This is a genomic window from Pseudomonas sp. TH49, from assembly GCF_016650625.1.
Classification (GTDB): Bacteria; Pseudomonadota; Gammaproteobacteria; order Pseudomonadales; family Pseudomonadaceae; genus Aquipseudomonas; species Aquipseudomonas fluorescens_H.
Window position 1 is genome coordinate 985,034 of sequence record NZ_JAEKFL010000002.1, and the last position, 18,783, is coordinate 1,003,816.

Below are 18,783 nucleotides of genomic sequence, written 5' to 3' on the forward strand. Positions count from 1 at the left end.
CTTTGGCAACCATTCTTGAACCCGGGGAAATCGAAGCGGCGGCCAGCTCGCCGCCGTTTCTGTACCTGCCACCGCACAACCTGTTTACTTTGCGCGCCCAGCGTCTGGAGCAATTGGCCGAAGGGCATCCGCTGGCCGATTATCTGCAGCTGATTGCCGGATTGTGCCGGGCTCAGCAGCAGGTGATGGACGAGCCGCCCTTGACGGTACCAATCGATGCGCAACGCCTTGAAGTCTGTCAGCGCCACGGCTTGCCGCCATTTGCCGCCGATACGCTGGTGCGCGAGGACGGCTGGCAGGCGTATCTGGATGCTTTGCTGCAACGCTATGTGCCATCGGAACAGCCGGCGGTGCTCGACGCGTTGGCCACGCTGCGGGAGGCCAGTGCCGGCCAGTTGCGTGCGTGGGCGGTGGCGCTGGTCAGCGGCCAGTATTCAATGGTGCCGGCGGCGCTGGTGCCGTTTCTCGGCGCCGGCCTGCAAGCGGCGTGGAGCCACTGGCTGCTCAGCGCAGCGAACTTGCAACTGAAACCCGGCGACAGCCTCAGCCAGTGCCCGGGCTGCGGTTCGCCGGCGATGGCCGGGGTGATCCGCCATCGCGGCAAACACAACGGTCTGCGCTATCTGGTGTGCTCGCTGTGCGCCTGCGAATGGCACGTGGTGCGGGTCAAGTGCGTGTATTGCGAGTCGAGCAAAGGCCTCGATTACCTGAGCCTGGAGGACGATCGCCACGCCGCCAATCAGGCGCCGATTCGCGCGGAGGTCTGCCCGGGCTGCAACAGCTACCTGAAACTGGTCTATCTGGAGAACGATGCCGAAGGCGAAGCGTTGTCGGCGGATCTCGGCAGCCTGCTGCTCGACATGCGTCTGGCGCAGGACGGTTTTCAGCGTCTGGCACCGAATCTGATGCTGGCGCCGGGAGACGAATGAACAGAGCGTCTACACTCCTGAAAAACTTGTGAGAGGGGTTTGCTCCCGAAGGGGCCGTGTCAGTCAGATCATTTGTGGCTGACTCACCGCATTCGCGAGCAAGCCCGCTCCCACAATTGGGGGCCGGTGTGCTGTATTTAGACGCGTTGCGTCAGGTCATGCCGGAGAGTCTTGTTTTCGGGAGTGGCTGATGTCTTCGAGTGTTGCCCTGCGGTTGCCTTCCATTGATGGTTTGTTGCGTCACCCGGCCTGTCTGCCGCTGGCCGAGCGTTATGGTCGTGAGGCGTTGCTGAGCGGCTTGCGGCAGTTGCTTGATGAGCTGCGGCTCAGCGTGTTGCAAGGTCAACTGTCTGCCATTGAAATCAGCCCCGAAGTGCTCGCCGGCCGCGTCGGCGAGCGCCTGACCCAGCAACAGCGCAGCAACGTGCGGCGGGTGTTCAACCTGACCGGCACGGTGCTGCACACCAACCTCGGCCGCGCCTTGTTGCCCGAAGAAGCCATCGACGCGGTGCAGATGGCCGCACGTTATCCGCTCAATCTGGAATTCGATCTGGCGACCGGCAAGCGCGGTGATCGCGATGATCTGATTGAAGGCCTGATCCGCGAACTGACTGGCGCCGAATCCGTCACTGTGGTCAACAACAATGCCGCTGCGGTGCTGCTGACGCTCAACAGCCTGGGCGCGCGCAAGGAAGGCATCATCTCGCGCGGCGAACTGATCGAAATCGGCGGCGCATTCCGCATCCCCGACATCATGGCCCGCGCCGGGGTGCGTCTGCACGAAGTCGGCACCACCAACCGCACCCACGCCCGCGATTATGAAGCCGCCATCAGCCCGCGCAGCGGCTTGATCATGCGGGTGCATGCGAGCAACTACAGCATCGAAGGCTTTACCGCTCGCGTAGCCACCGCCGAACTGGCCGAGCTGGCTCATCGGCATGGCTTGCCGCTGCTTGAGGATCTCGGCAGCGGCAGTCTGTTGGACCTGACCCGTTGGGGCCTGCCAGCGGAACCCACGGTGCGCCAGGCGTTGCTGGAGGGTGCGGACATCGTCACTTTCAGCGGCGACAAACTGCTCGGCGGGCCACAGGCTGGCTTGATCGTCGGGCGCAAAGACTTGATCGCGAAGATCAAGAAAAATCCGTTGAAGCGTGCTTTGCGGGTCGACAAGTTGACCCTGGCCGCACTGGAGGCGGTGCTGGGTTTGTATCGCGATCCGGATCGCCTCGCTGAACGTCTGCCGAGTCTGCGGCTGTTGACTCGCCCGCAAGCCGAGATCCTCGCACAAGCGGAGCGCCTGCTACCGGCACTGGTACAGGTCATCGGCGAACCGTGGAATGTCAGTGCAGTGAAAGCGCTGGGCATGATCGGCAGCGGCAGCCAACCGGTGGCGCGGTTGCCGAGTGCGGCGCTGTGTTTGCGCCCGCAGGTGTCGAAACGCATGCGCGGGCGTTGTCTGCTAAATCTGGAAGCGGCATTGCGTGCGTTGCCAATCCCTGTGCTCGGGCGCATTGACGACGACGCGCTGTGGCTCGATCTACGCCAACTCGACGACGAAGCGGCGTGGCTGGCGCAGTTGCCGCAGTTGCAGGTCGAGTCGTGATCGTCGGCACCGCCGGGCACATCGACCACGGCAAAACCTCGTTGCTGCAAGCCCTGACCGGACAAACCGGCGACCGCCGGCCGCAGGAGCGCGAGCGCGGAATGACCATCGACCTCGGTTATCTCTACGCAGAGCTGGAGCCCGGAGCCGGACTGACCGGGTTCATCGATGTGCCGGGCCACGAGAAATTCACCCACAACATGCTCGCCGGGGCGCAGGGCATCGATCTGGTGTTGCTGGTGGTGGCGGCGGACGATGGGGTGATGCCGCAGACCCGTGAGCATCTGGCAATTGTTCAGTTGCTGGGCATTCCCCGGGCGCTGGTGGCGATTACCAAATGCGATCGGGTCGAGACGGGCAGGGTAAAGCAGGTTCAGCGGCAGATTCTCGATCTGCTCGAAACCGGGCCGTTTTCCGACGCGCCGATACTGGCGGTGTCGAGCGTGACCGGGCAGGGCGTCGATGAACTGCGCCAGACCTTGCTGCAGACCCAGGGTGATGTGCATCAGCGCAGCCGCGAAGGTGGTTTTCGCCTGGCCATCGATCGCGCCTTCAGCGTGGCGGGCGCCGGGATTGTGGTGACTGGCACGGCGTTGTCGGGGACGGTTTCCATCGGGGACAAACTGACGCTCGGGCCATCCGGTAAAGCGCTGCGAGTGCGTGGCTTGCATGCGCAAAACACAGTCGCTGAACAGGCCTTCGCCGGGCAACGAGTGGCGTTGAATATCAGCGGCGAGCGACTGACATTGGAACAGATCCATCGCGGCCAATGGCTTTTGGCGGACTGGCTGTTCGCACCGACGCAACGCGTGGACATCGAATTTCAACTGTTGCCCGGCGAGCGTACCTTCGAACATTTCCACCCGGTCCATGTGCATCTCGGCACCCAGGACGTCATCGCCCGCGTCGCGTTGCTCGAAGGCACGCGCCTGCTACCTGGCGAGCGCATGTTCGCGCAGCTGCTGATCAACACTCCGGTGCACGCGGTGAAGGGCGATCGCGTAATCCTTCGCGACCAGAGCGCGCAACGCACCCTCGGCGGAGGTCAGGTACTCGACCCGTTCGCCCCGGCCCGCCAGCGCCGCAGCCCGGAACGACTGGCGCAACTGCAAGCGCTGGCCCGAAGCGACACGCTTGAGCAGGCGCTGCCGGTGTTGCTCAACCACAGTACTGGCGGCCTCGATCCGCAACGGTTGGAGCGTCAGTTCAATCGCCCGCGTGAGGGCTGGTCGCTACCGGCCAACGTACGCCTGATCGACACCCGCCAAGGCCCGGTGTTGTTCAATCTGCAGCGCTGGGGACAACTGAAATTCACCGTGCTGGAGCAACTGGCGAAGTTTCATGAGCTGGAGCCCGACCAGATGGGCCCGGACCGCGACCGCTTGCGGCGCTTCAGTGGTCTGGCGCTGGAGCGTTCGACTTTTGTCAGCCTGCTGGAAGAACTGCGCGCCGCCGGATCGATCAACGCCAGCGGGTCGTGGTTGCATTTGCCCGATCATCAGGTGCGCTTGAACGCCGAAGACGAAACCCTGTGGCAGCGCATGCAGCCGCTGTTCGAGCAGACCGGGTTTGATCCGCCGTGGGTACGTGACGTTGCCAAAACGCTCGGTACGGAGGATGCCGTGGTGCGTCTGCTGCTGCGCAAAATGGCGCGGTTGGGGGTGATGCACCAGGTGGTGCGCGACCTGTTTCTGTCTGACGGGCAACGGCGGCGCATGGCCGACATTCTGTTGCAACTGGAGCAGGAAAATCCGTCGATTCAGGTGACAACGTTCCGCGATGCGCTAGGCTTGGGACGCAAACGCTGTATTCAGTACCTGGAATACTTCGACCGCCTCGGCCTGACCCGGCGCATCGGCGAATCGCGAGTGATCCGCCACGACAACGCGCTGGCCAGTGCCGACGCACCCTGAGTTCAAAGGAAGGCAATCGCGCCCGGTGGCGCGGCCGGGCTTCAAACCCGGTTGGGGACGGCATCCGTTCCCGGGCAGGTTCGACTCCGGCTGCCTTCCGCCAATTACTCTCGTGCTCGCCGCCGTGATGCTCGCTGTGGCGGCGCAAAGCCAACGGTCAAGGCTGATAGGGAATCAGCTTGTCCTTCTCCAACTCTTCCAGAAACTGATCCAGCATCTGCTGCTTGTTCTTGTTGTCCGGGATCGGCACGTACCAAGCCAACACGCTCCAGCCTTCGCGGGAATAGTTATAGGTCTTGAGCAGTTTTCCGTCCTTGAAGACCGAGCCGCGCAAGTTGTTCTGGTAGTGATAAGGCACAGGGAGGGTGAACAGGGTCAGGACATTGAACATGGCCAGATAATGGGTTTCGCCCGACCACGGCTGGGTAATCAGCAGGCTGTAGCCGTTGCGGGTGTAACCGCCGTCGAGCATGGAAAACGCGCCGGAGTTTTTCAGTGCAGAAATGGTTTCGCCCTGGCGATATTCTTCGTGCCGGGTATTGGCCTGACCCAGGCTCAACGTCACCGGCACATAGGCTTGCGTGGCGTGATAATCGAGGGGCGGCAGGGTGTTGGCGCAACCGCCGAGTGCCATTAGCGCACTGAGCAGGGCGCCGGTCTTGATCCAGGGCAGCTTCATTGGGCACTCCCAACGACAGGGATCAACCGGTCATGTTGAACGTCCTGGGCGAAGGCCCGGGCAATACGGCTGAGGTTCTGTCCTTCCAACTCGCCACCCTGATCGAGCAACCAGGTGTATTTCCGGGTGTTATTGCGATAGGTGTACTGCTTGAGGCGCTTGTCGCCTTGATACACCGAGAACTCGGCCTGCGTGTCGTATTCCTTCGAAAGCGGCAGCATGAACAATGTGGCACAACTCAACAACACCACCGGGAACGGCGGGAACTCGCGTTGCATGTTCAATTTGACTTGGACGTTGTACGCATCGTTTTCGCCGGACCCGGTTTCGACGTTACGAAATACGCCAGTTTCGCGCAGATGATTGCGCAACGACGAAGACTGCAGAGGGTCGTCGATCATGACGTGGATCGGTGCCAGATAATCCTGTCCGTCGGCCAGTGTGCGCTCTGGCAAGGTGTTGGTGGCGGTACAACCGGCCAGCAGAGCGACGGTGGCAAGCGTGGTGACTTTTTTCATGGTTTGATGTCCGCGGCAACACCCGGCGGGGTATCGGCAAAAATATAGGGTTCGGCGCTTTTCAGATCGAGCTTCAGTGATTGCAGAGGTGGTAGTCCGGGAACCTGGCGCTGGGCGATCACGGCGTCGCGGGTGCGCTGATCGCGCCAGAGGAAGGTGCAGCCGATGCCGTTAAGGCAGAGCGAGCGGTATTCACCCATGTAATAGGCTTTTCCGGCTTCAAGACGCAGCGGGAGGTTGAATTTCTCGCGCGCTTCCATCGAACTGTAAACGGTGCCAAGCCCCGGCGTGTATCGCGCAGAGAAGAACTGGAAATCGTAGAACTCGTAGTCGCCCGGTTTCAAAGCAAGGACGAAGACACTCGCGGCACCGCTGCCGTCCTGAATATCCTGCGGCGTTGAATAGGCACCGGCCATTTTCCAGATACCGGCAGCGCCGTACTGGGAACCACGTTTGCGAATAAACAGGCGTTGGTTATCCGCCGGAGACAGTTTGAGCGAGCGCGGCCCGATGGACCCGATCAAATAAGCCACAGGTTCGTTGGCCTTGGCCTGCAATGGTTCGCTGACCCACGACGCGCTTTGGGTGATACAACCACTGAGCAGCGAGGCCAGCAGGCCGGCGGCCACTATTTTGAAGACATGAAACATGAACATCCCTGAATCTGCGTGATTGATGACGTTCAGTTGCGAAGGCCAATCAAAGCCTTCCTGGCCAAACGTTTTTGCGGGGCGCGCAGACTAAGTGATGTAGTGGCATTTGGCTAGCCAATAACGCAGGTCGGCTTCCGTCCGCGCATCACGCAATGTTCAAAATGTCACTCGATCCCCTGGTTGGAACCAGCCTGCTGGTGATGGCCGGTGTGTCATTAACCTCAAAGTCGGCTGATCGGCCGCTTTCGCGAGCAGGCTCGCTCCCACAGGGGATCGGGGTTTCAGGCGGGCGGGTCGAGGTTGTCGAGGGCGCGGTTGACGGTCAGTTCGCCGAGCATCACGACTTGCTGAATGCCCAGCAGGGTGTTGCGGTAGGGGGCATCCAGCAAACCGGCGAAATCACTGAGCATGACGCTGGCCGAGGCCAGCGATTCACTGGCGTGTACCAGCAGGGTTTCGTTGTCGGCGGCGGGATTGACGTGGAACAGGTTGCTGGATTGGCGGGTGATATCTGGTGTGGGCGGTTTGAGGTAATGGTCGAGGGCGCGGTCGGCGGCTTCGTGGAGTTTTTTCGAGTCGAGGGATTCGTACGGCGAGATCGGGTCTGACATCGGCGGGTTGGGCGTTACCTTGAACATGGTGAAGCTCCTATTAGCAATGGAGCCGCCATAACCCGTCGCTAAACAGGTAAGGGTGGCGGCTGTACGCGGGTTAGCGAACCGGAAATAGGCACCCGGTAGACCCGGAGGTCTCCCGCATACAGCCACCATAGCGAAATCACAGACACGGAATCTGTAATGAAGCTTGAAATGCTGAGTGCGCCTATTTGAACCCGAGTCGCTAAACCCGATCGCTGAATGAGTCAGCGACCCGGAAACGATAGAGACCCGCTCCAAAGCGCACAAGCCGGCGGATTCTGGCGTAGCCGTAGGCAACGACGCAAGGATGTGTAGGCTGCGAGAGTGTCTGCAAGTGTTGCTTAAACAAGGCTGTTTAGCGCAGCACAAATCCCCTGTGGGAGCGGCGGTGCGACGACTCCCACAATGGGCAATGGGTTTCGGGTTTCGGGTTACAGCACGCCATACTCGCGGGCTGTGCGATCTACCGCGATGCGCGTCTTGTCGACCAGTTCATCCAGTTCCGCCCGCGTGGCGATCAGCGCCGGAGCCATGATCATCCGCCCCAGCGTTGAGCGAATGATCAAGCCTTCCTCAAAACCAATGGTGCGGCAGCGCCAGGCGATGTCGTTCTCGTTGGCAAAGCGCTTGCGGGTGGCTTTGTCTTCGGCGAACTGCAATGCCGCCACCAGCCCGACACCCTGAACCTCACCCACCAGCGGATGGTTGCCGAACACCTCACGCAGGCAGTTCTGCAGGTACGGGCCGGTGTCGTTTTTCACCTGAGTGACCACGCCTTCATCGCGCAAGGCCTTGAGGTTGGCGATGGCCACCGCAGCCGCCACCGGGTGGCCGGAGTAGGTCAGGCCGTGGGCGAACACGCCGCCTTTTTCCACCAGTGCTTCAGCCATGCGCCGCGACAGGATCAGCCCGCCCATGGGGATGTAGCCGGAGGTCAGGCCTTTGGCGATGGACAGGGTGTCCGGTTCAAAACCGAAGGCCTGGTGCGCGAACCATTCGCCAGTGCGGCCGAAACCGCCGATGACTTCGTCGGCGCACAGCAGCACGTCGTACTTACGACAGATGCGCTGAATTTCCGGCCAATAGGTGGCGGGCGGAATAATCATGCCGCCAGCGCCCTGGAACGGTTCGGCAACAAACGCAGCGACTTTGTCGGCGCCCAGTTCGAGGATCTTGTCTTCCAGTTGCCGCGCCGCTTGCAGGCCGAACTCCTCCGGGCTGAGGTTGCCTGCGTGGGCGAACCAGTACGGTTCGTCGATGTGCGCGACGTCGGGGATGGTGCCGCCCATTTCGTGCATGAATTTCATGCCGCCCAGCGCCGTCGCGGCCAGGGTCGAGCCGTGGTAGCCGTTCCAGCGGCCGATCATGATTTTCTTCTCGGGCTGGCCCATCACCTGCCAGAACTTGCGCACGGTGCGGATCAGCACCTCGTTGGCTTCGGAGCCGGAGTTGGTGTAGATCGCGTGGCTGTAATGCTGGGGCAGCAGGCTGAACAAAAGCTCCGACAGCTCGATCACCTGCGGGTGAGTGGTGTGGAAGAACATGTTGTAGTAGGGCAGTTGTTGCAGCTGCGCGGTGGCAGCGGCGGCCAGATCCTTGCGCCCGTAACCGAGGTTGGTGCACCACAGGCCGGACATGCCGTCCAGATAGCGATTGCCGTCGTTGTCCCACAGCGCCAGGCGATCACCGCTGACCATCACCCGCGGGCCTTCCTCGTTGAGGGCCTTCTGGTCGACGAACGCGTGAATGTGGTGGGCGGCGTCAGCGGCCTGGTAATCGCGGGTGCTGCGGGTCGGATCGAATTCGGCGGACATGGCGGTTCTCCAGAGAAACGGGGCAAGTGGGTGCGCGTTCATTCCAGCGGTGCACGGCCAATATTTGTCACTTAAAAATATTTTTGTAAAGAAAATATTTGTCGATGAAAAAAGAAATCCGTAGGCTGACGCCCATCAGCAACACAGGACACCAGCACCATGAGCGGGCTCAGAGAACGGCAAAAGGAACAGCGCAGGGAAGTCATCGCGCAGGCAGCGCTGGAGCTGTTCATCAGCAACGGCTTCGGCGCCACCACGCTGGAGCAGATCGCCAATCAGGCCGGGGTTTCCGCGCCGACGGTGGTCAACTATTTCGGCGGCAAACAGGAGATTTTGCTGGCGTTGCTCAAGCAACCGGACGAGCAGGCGATGCGCGATGCCCGGGCCAATCTGGACGACGACAGCGATCCACTGGAGGCGTTGTGCGAGTTCGAAGGGTTGATGACCCGTTACCAGTTGCAGGCCATGCCGGCATCACTCTGGCGGGAACTGGCGCCGTTTCTGTTTTCCGGCGAACTGGCGCAGGCACTGGAGCCGTGGAATGCGGCGGTGATCGAGGAAACCAAGGCGCTGCTGGTGCACTTCCAGACTCTCGGCAAAGTGCGCGAGTCGGTCGATATCGACGTGGCGGCAACGCTGTTCAATCAGTACGCGAACCTGGCGTTCATTCGTCTGGCGACCGAGCCTGAGCCGGATCGGGCTGCACACGCCGAACACATGCGCGGTGTTCTCAGCCTGCTGTGTCACGGCATGCTCGCGCATTGAGCGCATCTTGGGAAAAGGCCTACAGACGCTAATCCCGCGCTCCCCTCAACGTTGCGCAATGGACGGAGGGTTCTACGAGCCTTTCGGCAACCACGGCTGCATCTGCTGCAGCAATCCGCGTCCGCCACGACGCAGTCCGGCCGCCAGGGTCAGCCACGACAGTTCGGTCATGATCACCTCAGAGGCGTGCAGCAAGCGCACTTCGCCAGCCGTGCCACCGGCCGTTCCGCCATCCGGCATGTACACCGTCATCCAGTCGCCGACGCTCTCCACCACCAGACACAGGCGCCAGCCTTGTTCTTCGGCAATCATGCCGACCTTCGCACCGTCGGGAGTCTCCATCCCCGCAAACCGCGCAGTGGTGTCCTTGAGCAACTGGTAGCCGGGCAGGTTGCTCAACACCTTGTCGCCGGTGGCTTCAATCGCTCGTGCCGCCGTCGAAGTCCGGGCCAGCAGCCCGGCGAGAAAACACAGCACAATCAAGCCGAATAACGTAGCCAGCGTGATCAGGGTCACGCCGGCAATGTCGTGCCCGGCAAACATCGGCAGCAGTTTTTCCACGGGACCACGCAACAGGTGAATGGCTTTTTCCAGCAGGACGAAAATCAGCACCAGAGGCAGAATGAACAGCAACCCGCCAATCACGGTGGTTTTGATGAACTTGAACATGGCAGCTCCTTGCTGAATTTCTTCAGTCACAGAAACCAAGGCTAGCTGATTAAAATGCCGAGGCCGACTGGCGGCGAACAAGGAGCAGGGTGCATGAGCGTACCGGATCAACAAGCATGGCAGCCGTGGACGCCCGAGCAATTGGCGCAACGCCTGAAACACGTCTCGCGCCCGTGGTGCGTGGTGGGCGGATGGGCGCTGGATTTATGGCTGGGCCGGCCAACCCGTGCGCACAGCGATCTGGAGTTCACCCTCCTGCGGGACGACTTTCAGCGCTTCCGGCAAGCGCTGGCCGAGCTGGACTTCTATACCGTCCGGGACGGTGAGCTGGCGTTTTTACCGGTGGAGCAGACGCCAGGCGCGGAGATTTTTCAGGTGTGGGGATTTGATGCCGTTGCCCATGTCTGGCGAGTAGATCTGATGCTTGAATCTGGCACGACCGATACGTGGGTCTATAAAAGAGATCCGTCGATTGTCTATCCACGCGCGGCGATGGTGGCAATGAGTGATACGGGAACTCCCTATCTCAGGCCTGCGGCGATTCTGCTGTTCAAGGCCAAATACACGCGTCCCAAGGATCAAACCGATTTCAGTCAGGCATTGCCGAATTTATCTCGCGAAGACCGGCAATGGCTGGTGCAACATCTGGCTCGGTTGCATCCCGAGCATGAGTGGATTCAACGATTGCAAACGACTGAAAAATACTCCCGACCCAACGAATGAACTGTGGCGAGGGAGCTTGCTCCCGCTGGGGCGCGAAGCGGCCCCGCTGTTGAGGAGGACTGCTATGCAGTCCAGCGGGAGCAAGCTCCCTCGCCACAAAATGTCTAGCGGCGGATCGCCAGGTATGCCTGGCCCAGGTCGCCGGCCCAACCATCGAGAACAGCCTTGACGTCATCGGCAGTCAGCACCTGCTTGTCGTTTTCCAGTGGCATTCCGGTGCCTTTGCCCACGACTTCGGCGACCACTTCGCCGGTCGAGCCGTCTTCGAAGGAGATTTCCGTGGCGATTTCGCTGTCCTGGTCACGAATGCCGGTGGCGGTGCTCACACCCGCAGCGACCAGCGTCACCGGTAGCCATTCATAAAAGCGCAGGCCCTGGGTGCTGGCGGCCACCCGGGTGATCGCCGGTCTGACGGTCAGCGTATTCGGGCCTGGCCTGGATACCAGTTGTGCCACCTTGCCCAGTTCGAGCCGCAGGGCCGCGTCGTAGTAATCGGTCACACCGGAAAGAGTGCTGAGCGGAATCCGTTGAGTCGGCTCGGTCTTGGGGTAAATCTGGCTGGGCGCCAGGTACACCTGAGTGTAACGCCCCCGGGCCAATGCCGGGCTGACCCAGCTCAGAACAGGCTGCCCTGAAGGCGACTGGCGTTCGCTCAGCACGCTGTAGTCACGCAGAAAACCGCGAGGCTTCTCGGGTTCGACCTTTTTATTGCTGCAGGCCGACATGCTCAAGGACGCGGTGCAGAGCAAGGTCATCAAGCAATGACTTCTCATCGGGCCAATCCTTGCACGGCCGACGGGGTATTGTCCGAGCATTCGATGTGCAGTTTGCCGTGGCTCATGATCCAGTGGATCAGGTCGGCGGTCGGAATCGAATGCACGTACTCCACCCATTGCGAATCAGCCGGGCCGTACTGTTCGAAATAGCGGCGCAGGACAACCCGGCTCTGGTCGTTCGCCAGCCCCAGGCAGAACTCCTGAAACAGCAGCGGCGTATCGTGTTCAGGCGCGGTGGTGCGCTGGCTGAGAATCAACGGATAGCGGGCGTCGTGGCCCTCGGCGGTATAACGGTTGTGCAATGCGCTCATTGAATGCCCCCGGTTGTCGATGGCGTGCAGGGTGCCTGAGGGGTTTTGCCGCAGAATGTCCGCTTGATGTCCGGGGCGACGGAATGTTGCTCGATTGAAATATATGACCCGCCCGCCAGAATAGTTTTAGATGCGTTCTTTTTTGGCCTGAGGATCCTGTGCCCGTGAGCAGACTGCTGATCGTCGACGATGACGTGGAAATTCTCGCCCTGCTGAAGAAGTTCTTCGTCCAGCACGCCTACGAGGTCGATGTCGCCGCTGACGGCGCAGCGATGTGGGCGGCGATTGCGCAGCAGCGCCCGGACACGATCATTCTCGACCTGATGCTGCCCGGCGAAGGTGGCCTGAGTCTGTGCCAGAAAGTGCGCGCGCAGATGGGCATTCCGATCATCATGCTGACCGCCATGGGCGAGTTGAGCGACCGGATTGTCGGCCTCGAACTGGGCGCCGATGACTACGTCACCAAACCGTTCGCCCCGCGTGAATTGCTGGCTCGCCTGCGCGCCGTGCAGCGTCGCGCCGGTGAGCAGGTCAGCCCCGCGAGCGAGCCGTCACGGCCGGTGATCGCCTTCGCCGGTTGGCATCTGGATATCACCTGTCGCGAGCTGCGCTCCCCGGAAAACGTGATGATTCCGCTGTCCGGTGGCGAGTTCGATCTGCTGGTGGTGTTTCTCGAACACCCGCAGCGCATCCTCACCCGCGAGCAACTGATCGACTTGTCTCGCGGTCAGGGCCACGACGCCTTTGATCGCAGCATCGACGTGCAGGTCAGCCGCCTGCGCCGCAAGATCGAACCGGACAGCAAGCGCCCGGATCTGATTCGCACGGTGCGCAACGGCGGTTATATGTTCACGGCCAAGGTTACTCGCGCATGATCCGCCGGTTCTTGCGCCGTGATCCGCTGAGTCGGCGGATCGCGCTGACCATCGTCGCGGCCATGCTCGCTTCGCTGGCACTCAATTTTCTGTTCGTGGAGGTTGCCGGGACCTGGGCGCGACCACCGATTGAACGCACCGGGTTACTGGAGCAGATTGCCGCAACCGTCAAGGTGATCGAGGCAGCCCCGGCGCCTTTGCGCGCGCAACTGGCGCAAGCGGCCAGCGGCCCGACGCAGGGTGTGCGGTGGAGTGCGCAACGCGCCGACCTCGGTTTGCCAACAGGTGGTACGCCGCTCATCGCCGACAAGACGTCCGGGTTGCATCAGCTGTTGGGCGATGAGCGAGACATTCGGGTGTTCAATCCCGCTGACTGGCCGAGCGGCAGTCCGCTGGCCCGGTACGCGGCGCTGATTCAACTGCCGGATGCCAGCTGGCTGCTGTTCTCCTCGCCCGAGCGCTCCTGGGGCCTGGACATCGGCACGCGCATCGCGATCATCATCGCTCTGGGCCTGATCGCCACCGTGCTGGTGGCCTGGCTTGCCACGCAGCAACTGGCCAAACCTCTGCAGCGTTTCGCCAGCGCCGCCCGCCGCTTTGGCGGTGATCTGCGCGCGCCGCCGATCAACGTCGAAGGCCCGGACGAGATCCGCCAGGCGATCATCGCGTTCAACACCATGCAGGCGCAGATTCAGCACTACATCAGCGAACGCACGCACATGCTGGCCTCGATTTCCCACGATTTGCGCGCACCGTTGACCCGCATGCGCCTGCGCAGCGAGTTCATGGAGGATCTTGATCACCAGAGCAAACTGATCCGCGATATCGAAGAAATGCAGTCGATGATCAACGCGGCACTGGCGTTCTTTCGAGAGGACACTCAGCCGGAGCAAAGTACCGCGTTCGACCTCTCGGAATTGTTGCAGACCATCATCGACGACTACCGCGACCAGAACATCGCGATCGATTTCAACGGCCCGGCGCATCTGGTCTACGAGGGCCGGCCGCTGGGGATCAAACGGGTGATCGTCAATCTGCTGGAAAACGCCGAGAAGTATGCGCAGCAGCCCGCCATCGCTCTGAGCAGCGACGGCTACAGCGTCTGCATCGACGTCAGCGACGATGGGCCGGGGATTCCCGAAGCGTCGTTGCAGCGGGTGTTCGATCCGTTTTTCCGCCTGGAAACTTCGCGCAACCGTGAAACCGGTGGTGTCGGGCTCGGGTTGTCGGCGGCGCGGGCAATCGTGCGCGAGCAGGGCGGCGAACTGACGTTGAGCAATCGCAGCAGCGGTGGCTTGCGGGCTCGAGTTGAATTGCCTTTGTAATATGTTGAAACATTTGGCCGTGACGAGCGGTCAACAGGACACATTCACTGCAAGAAGCGTCCATGAAAACCCCACGGCCCTCCGCACGTCTTGAACCGCTGTCGCAACTGCGCAATTTGAAAATGGCCCGCTCCGCCCACGCTTACGTTCGCGGCAGCACGGTGCAGTTTTACCAGTGGCTGCACAGCCAGCCTGGGCGCAGCCTGCCGCAGGGCCCGGCGGTGTGGATCTGCGGCGATTGTCACGCCGGAAATCTGGGGCCGACGGGGGATTTGAAGGGACGCATCGACATCCACATCCGCGACCTTGATCAAACGGTTATCGGCAACCCGGCGCATGATCTGGTACGCCTGGCGCTGTCACTCGCCACTGCCGCCCGTGGCTCGGATCTGCCCGGCGTGGCCACCGCGCGCATGCTGGAAGAGATGATGCGCGGCTACGAGCAGGCGTTCGAAGACGATGTCGACAAAGAGCCGCCAAGACCCGCGCAAGTGAAGGCCGGGATGCGCAGCGCCGTGCAGCGCACGTGGAAGCATCTGGCGCAGGAACGCATCGAGAACACCAATCCGACCATTCCGCTGGGCAAGCATTTCTGGTCGCTGTCACGCGAAGAGCGCAGCGCGCTGAAGACCCTTAGCGCCACCCCGGACCTGCACACGCTGGTGACGTCATTGAAGGGCCGCTCCAAGGATGACAGCGTGAAAATGCTCGATTCGGCCTATTGGGTCAAAGGCTGCAGCTCGCTGGGGCTCAAGCGTTATGCGGTGTTGCTGGGTGTGGGCGAGGGCGACGATCAGGAATATTGCCTGCTGGATATCAAGGAGGCAGTTGCCGCCGCCGCACCTCGGGTCGCCCGCGCCGCGATGCCTCGCGACAACGGCAAACGCGTGGTCGAAGGTGCGCGCTTTCTCTCGCCAGGCTTGGGCAACCGGATGATCGCCACCCGGGTGCTCGACCATGGCTTCTTCATCCGCGAACTGCTGCCTCAGGACATGAAACTGGAACTCGACCAGTTGAGCCAGACCGACGCGATGCTCGCCGCCGGGTATCTCGCCCGAGTTGTGGGGCTGGCCCATGCCCGGCAGATGGACATGAGCACACGGGCTTCGTGGATGCGTGAACTGCAAGCGTGTCGCTCGAAGACCCTGGATGCGCCGTCGTGGTTGTGGACCAGTGTCGTGCAGTTGGTCGGCAATCATGAAAAAGGCTATCTGGAGCATTGCCGGCGTTATGCGTTGCAGCACTGACCAGACCCACTGAAAACCTAACGGGCCAGCCCTTCCAGGGCGATTGTCACGGTGTTCGTTTGCCGAGGCCCGGCCAGTGGGGCATTGGTCTGACTGCGATAAGCGTTAGGGCTGCAGCCCAAATGCTTCTGAAAGGCTCGGCGCATGCGTTCTTCCCGGCCGAAGCCAACGGTTTCGGCGATTCGCTTGATTGGCTCGCGGGTGGTCTTGAGCAACCAGGTCGCCGCCTCCAAGCGCAGGTTCTCCACGGCTTGCGCCGGTGTCTCGCCGGTCGCGGCGACATAGGCGCGAGCAAAGTGCCTCGGGCTCATGCCGAACTGCTCGGCCAGCCGCTCCACGCGCAAATCTCCATTCAGATTCGCCGCAATCCAGCCATGCAAACGTGCCAGACGTACATCCGGATCGGTGCGCAGCGCCTTGGACTGGGCGTTGAGTGAAGCACTGAGTTGCGGTTGCTCGGCGCTGCGCCACAAAAACACCGTGAAGTAGCGCGCCAGCGCCAACGCCGCGTGGGCGCCCAGATCCTGTTCGACCAGGCCGAGCGCCAGGTCGATACCCGCCGTGGCGCCGCCGCAGGTCCAGAGGTTGCCGTCATGCAGGTAAAGCGCATCGGTCTGGCATTGCACTGACGGATAACGCGCCTGCAACTCGTCAGCGAACTTCCAGTGGGTCACGACCTTGCGGCCATCCAGCAGTCCCGCGGCGGCGAGGGCAAAGCTGCCGGTACCGATCGAACAGAGGCGGCGGATGTCTGGAGCGCGACGGCGCAACCAGTCGCAGGCTTGCTGGTCGGCTTCCAGCGCGGCCATGCCCGGGCCGCCCGCGACGATCAACGTGTCGATCAACGCAGCCATCTGGTCGATCTGCTCAAGTGAACAGGTCGTCACGGTAATGCCCGAGATCGACATGACCTGGCCACCCTGCGGTGAAGCGACCAGCAACCGATAGGGCGGATTTGCCGTGAAGTCTCCGGCCAGCACTCGCGGTATCGCGGCAAACACCTCAAGCGGCCCCGCCGCATTGAGCAACAGCAGATCATCGAACGCCAATACCACGACGGTGCGCGGGATGTCCGACATGGCAGCAAAGGAGGGGTGTTTGGCATGGAGCGGCACGGCGGGCCTCGACATACTGAAATCAATGCACAAGTGAGAGCGCGACAATGCCGATAAAAACTGCTGCTGCCAAGCATCCGCTTACCGCGCGCCTGAAAGCGCTGCTGTGCTGCGCCGCGTTGTTCCTGACCCCGGCAGTTTCTGCCATCGCCGGGCCTTTGAAGATGGGCGATCAGAGCGGTTTGATACAGGCATTGCTGCACGCGGCGGGCGAGGATCAGGATCTGGCCTACGGGTTGTCGTGGCATCCGTTTCTCGCCGGGACCACGCTGCTCGAAGCGCTGAGCGCCGGGGCGATCGACGTCGGTGTGGTGGGCAACGCGCCGCCAGTGTTTGCCCAGGCCGGCGGCTACGCGGTGAGGATCATCGGCGTGGCCAGCGGTGCGCAAAACAACAACGCGCTGCTGGTGCCCGAAGGCTCCGAGGTGCGCAGCGTGGCTGACCTCAGAGGCAAGCGAATCGCAGTCGCCAAAGGCACCAGCGGTCATTATCTGTTGTTGGCCGCGCTGCATCAGGCCGGCCTCACACCGCGTGAGGTGAGCATTGCCTATGTCAGCCCCGTGGACGCGCAGAACGCTTTTGCCGGCGGCAAACTCGATGCCTGGTCGGTGTGGTATCCCTTCGTCGGTCAGGCGACTTGGCGGGGAGCGCGAATTCTGCTCGATGGCAGCGCCTGGCCGGAAACCGGTCTGAACTTCACCGTTGCCAGCCAGCCTGCACTGGATGATCCCGAGCGCGCAGGGCAGGTGAGTGATCTGCTGGCCAGGCTGGCCCGTGCTCAGAACTGGGCCACGGCCCACCCCGAAGACTGGGCCCGGGTGTTCGCGCAAACCACGCGGCTTCCCGTCGAACTGGTGCGTGAAATGCTCGCTCATCAGAACTTGCGGTACGTGCGAATTGAGCCTTCAGTCATTGCCTCGCAGCAGCGTCTGGCGGACATGTTTGCCACCGAACGCCTGATCCCCCATCCGCTGCAGGTCGAGCAAATGTTCGACGACCGCTTCAACCCCGTGCTGCCCACGCCCTGAATCCCTTTTTTCATGCCCCGTTCACCGTGCTGCTGCGCTGGCGGCCGGGGCTTACACGTCTGGAGAAAAGCTATGCCTACTGTGCAAACCACTACGCTGAAACGCCAGAAGACCGGTCTGATCGCTGTCGATCATGCCCGCAGTGCCGGCGGCTACACCTTGTTCGCCCCGCAAACGGCGGACGGCCAAGTGTTTTTGATCGACCTTGACGGCGAGATCGTCCATCGCTGGAAACTGCCTCAGCGCCCGGGGCGCGACGCAGTGATCCTGCGCAACGGCAACCTTGGCTACAACGGCAACCATCCCGATTCGCCAGACCTGTTCCCGGGCTGGTCGGTGTGGCACGGCGGTGCGTTCAGCGAAGTCACCCCCGAAGGCGAGGTGGTCTGGGAGCACACCGATCTGCTGCATCACCACGACGCGCAATGGCTGGACAACGGCCACCTGCTGTACACCACTGCCGAGCCCTTGAGTGCGGATCTGGCCCGGCGTGTGCTTGGCGGCATTCCTGGCAGCGAGGCGCCGGGCGGGGTGATCTATGCCGATGTGGTCAAGGAGGTCGACCGCCAGGGCAACGTGGTCTGGGAGTGGCGCAGTTGGGAGCACCTGCGCCCCGAGGATTACCCGTTGCACGAATGCTTCGAGCGTCATCACTGGCCGATGACCAACGCCGTGACGCCGGGGCGCGACGGCAAGGTGATTCTCAGCCTGCGCAGCGTTTCCTCAGTGATTGCCGTGCAACGTGGCAGCGGTGAAGTGCTGTGGCGTCTGGGGCACGATCTGGTCGCGCAACAGCATTGCCCGAGCGAACTGGAAAACGGCAATGTTCTGGTGTTCGACAACGGCATCTTCCGCCCCCACGTCAGCATGCCGCACTCGCGCATTGTTGAAATCAACCCGGCCACCCAACGCATCGAATGGCAATACGCCGACACGCCGGGCTACGCGTTCTTCACGCCGTTCATGGGCGGCGCGCAACGTCTGCACAACGGCAACACGCTGGTGACCGAGGCCAACTTCGGTCGGTTGTTCGAAGTCACCCAGGCCGGCGAAGTGGTGTGGGAATACGTCAATCCGCACTTCGCCAGCTACCCCGACGCGCCATCGCGACGCTACTTGCCGGGCGAGAACAACGCGATATTCCGTGCGCACCGTTATCAGCGCCAGGACCTTCCATGGCTGCGTGACTGAACACCCACTCA

19 protein-coding genes and 1 tRNA gene are annotated in these 18,783 nt (G+C 61.9%); 11 read left to right on the top strand and 9 right to left on the bottom strand.

Translation table 11 applies throughout. The features are described 5' to 3' along the window. Positions 1-2 precede the first annotated feature (2 nt). The 4 genes from fdhE (at position 3) to JFU48_RS21955 (ending at position 4,548) form a co-directional block, all read left to right on the top strand. Positions 3-929 carry a formate dehydrogenase accessory protein FdhE gene (gene fdhE, locus JFU48_RS21940; protein ID WP_201137639.1) on the top strand — a complete coding sequence of 309 codons (927 nt, stop codon included), beginning with the start codon at positions 3-5 and terminating at the stop codon, positions 927-929. A gap of 190 nt (positions 930-1,119) precedes the next feature. Then, positions 1,120-2,532 (top strand): L-seryl-tRNA(Sec) selenium transferase, encoded by a 1,413-nt coding sequence (gene selA / locus JFU48_RS21945; protein ID WP_201137640.1) that lies wholly within the window; start codon positions 1,120-1,122, stop codon positions 2,530-2,532. Next, complete coding sequence (gene selB / locus JFU48_RS21950; protein WP_201138508.1) at positions 2,529-4,445, top strand: selenocysteine-specific translation elongation factor; 1,917 nt, start codon at positions 2,529-2,531, stop codon at positions 4,443-4,445. Before selA ends, selB begins: the two co-directional genes overlap by 4 nt. A gap of 7 nt (positions 4,446-4,452) precedes the next feature. Beyond that, a tRNA-Sec gene (locus JFU48_RS21955) sits at positions 4,453-4,548 on the top strand. Positions 4,549-4,602: 54 nt separating this feature from the next. Here the strand turns inward: JFU48_RS21955 and JFU48_RS21960 are convergent. The 5 genes from JFU48_RS21960 to JFU48_RS21980 all read right to left on the bottom strand — a co-directional run bounded on the left by JFU48_RS21960 (position 4,603) and on the right by JFU48_RS21980 (position 8,747). After that, positions 4,603-5,124: a hypothetical protein gene (locus JFU48_RS21960; RefSeq protein ID WP_103483467.1), complete on the bottom strand. Its 522-nt coding sequence runs from the start codon at positions 5,122-5,124 to the stop codon at positions 4,603-4,605. Further along, on the bottom strand, positions 5,121-5,642 hold the full coding sequence (locus tag JFU48_RS21965) for a hypothetical protein (protein WP_201137641.1): 522 nt from the start codon (positions 5,640-5,642) through the stop codon (positions 5,121-5,123). The genes JFU48_RS21960 and JFU48_RS21965 overlap by 4 nt, the downstream gene beginning before the upstream one ends. Then, positions 5,639-6,292 (bottom strand): hypothetical protein, encoded by a 654-nt coding sequence (locus JFU48_RS21970; RefSeq protein ID WP_201137642.1) that lies wholly within the window; start codon positions 6,290-6,292, stop codon positions 5,639-5,641. Before JFU48_RS21970 ends, JFU48_RS21965 begins: the two co-directional genes overlap by 4 nt. Positions 6,293-6,576: 284 nt before the next feature. Beyond that, complete coding sequence (locus tag JFU48_RS21975; RefSeq protein WP_201137643.1) at positions 6,577-6,933, bottom strand: DUF6124 family protein; 357 nt, start codon at positions 6,931-6,933, stop codon at positions 6,577-6,579. Between the two features lie 431 nt (positions 6,934-7,364). Continuing rightward, positions 7,365-8,747, bottom strand: a complete 1,383-nt coding sequence (locus tag JFU48_RS21980) for an aspartate aminotransferase family protein (protein WP_103483464.1) — start codon at positions 8,745-8,747, stop codon at positions 7,365-7,367. A gap of 159 nt (positions 8,748-8,906) precedes the next feature. On the opposite strand from JFU48_RS21980, the gene JFU48_RS21985 reads away from it, so the two are divergent. Further along, the gene (locus JFU48_RS21985) at positions 8,907-9,512 is read left to right on the top strand and encodes a TetR/AcrR family transcriptional regulator (RefSeq protein ID WP_045122457.1); all 606 of its coding nucleotides are present in this window, start codon (positions 8,907-8,909) and stop codon (positions 9,510-9,512) included. A gap of 72 nt (positions 9,513-9,584) precedes the next feature. On the opposite strand, the gene JFU48_RS21990 is transcribed toward JFU48_RS21985, so the two are convergent. Continuing rightward, positions 9,585-10,181, bottom strand: coding sequence for a hypothetical protein (locus tag JFU48_RS21990; protein ID WP_201137644.1), 597 nt, complete (start codon positions 10,179-10,181; stop codon positions 9,585-9,587). Positions 10,182-10,274: 93 nt separating this feature from the next. Between JFU48_RS21990 and JFU48_RS21995 the strand changes: the two genes are divergently transcribed. Further along, positions 10,275-10,904 (top strand): nucleotidyltransferase domain-containing protein, encoded by a 630-nt coding sequence (locus JFU48_RS21995; protein ID WP_201137645.1) that lies wholly within the window; start codon positions 10,275-10,277, stop codon positions 10,902-10,904. Positions 10,905-11,008: 104 nt separating this feature from the next. On the opposite strand, the gene JFU48_RS22000 is transcribed toward JFU48_RS21995, so the two are convergent. Further along, a complete protein-coding gene (locus tag JFU48_RS22000; RefSeq protein ID WP_201137646.1) occupies positions 11,009-11,677 on the bottom strand; it encodes a DUF3313 domain-containing protein in 669 nt (222 codons plus the stop codon). Next, positions 11,674-11,991 carry a hypothetical protein gene (locus JFU48_RS22005; RefSeq protein WP_201137647.1) on the bottom strand — a complete coding sequence of 106 codons (318 nt, stop codon included), beginning with the start codon at positions 11,989-11,991 and terminating at the stop codon, positions 11,674-11,676. Before JFU48_RS22005 ends, JFU48_RS22000 begins: the two co-directional genes overlap by 4 nt. Before the next feature lie 164 nt (positions 11,992-12,155). On the opposite strand from JFU48_RS22005, the gene JFU48_RS22010 reads away from it, so the two are divergent. The 3 genes from JFU48_RS22010 (at position 12,156) to JFU48_RS22020 (ending at position 15,438) form a co-directional block, all read left to right on the top strand. Further along, positions 12,156-12,866 (top strand): response regulator, encoded by a 711-nt coding sequence (locus JFU48_RS22010; protein ID WP_047597252.1) that lies wholly within the window; start codon positions 12,156-12,158, stop codon positions 12,864-12,866. Next, positions 12,863-14,191: an ATP-binding protein gene (locus tag JFU48_RS22015; RefSeq protein ID WP_201137648.1), complete on the top strand. Its 1,329-nt coding sequence runs from the start codon at positions 12,863-12,865 to the stop codon at positions 14,189-14,191. The genes JFU48_RS22010 and JFU48_RS22015 overlap by 4 nt, the downstream gene beginning before the upstream one ends. A gap of 62 nt (positions 14,192-14,253) precedes the next feature. Continuing rightward, complete coding sequence (locus JFU48_RS22020; protein ID WP_201137649.1) at positions 14,254-15,438, top strand: DUF2252 family protein; 1,185 nt, start codon at positions 14,254-14,256, stop codon at positions 15,436-15,438. A 17-nt stretch (positions 15,439-15,455) separates the two neighbouring features. On the opposite strand, the gene JFU48_RS22025 is transcribed toward JFU48_RS22020, so the two are convergent. Further along, positions 15,456-16,553 (bottom strand): GlxA family transcriptional regulator, encoded by a 1,098-nt coding sequence (locus JFU48_RS22025; protein ID WP_003224945.1) that lies wholly within the window; start codon positions 16,551-16,553, stop codon positions 15,456-15,458. Between the two features lie 47 nt (positions 16,554-16,600). Here JFU48_RS22025 and JFU48_RS22030 point away from each other — a divergent pair, with 47 nt between their 5' ends. Next, complete coding sequence (locus tag JFU48_RS22030) at positions 16,601-17,581, top strand: ABC transporter substrate-binding protein (protein WP_201137650.1); 981 nt, start codon at positions 16,601-16,603, stop codon at positions 17,579-17,581. Positions 17,582-17,653: 72 nt separating this feature from the next. Continuing rightward, positions 17,654-18,772 (top strand): aryl-sulfate sulfotransferase, encoded by a 1,119-nt coding sequence (locus tag JFU48_RS22035; protein ID WP_201137651.1) that lies wholly within the window; start codon positions 17,654-17,656, stop codon positions 18,770-18,772. Positions 18,773-18,783 lie beyond the last annotated feature (11 nt).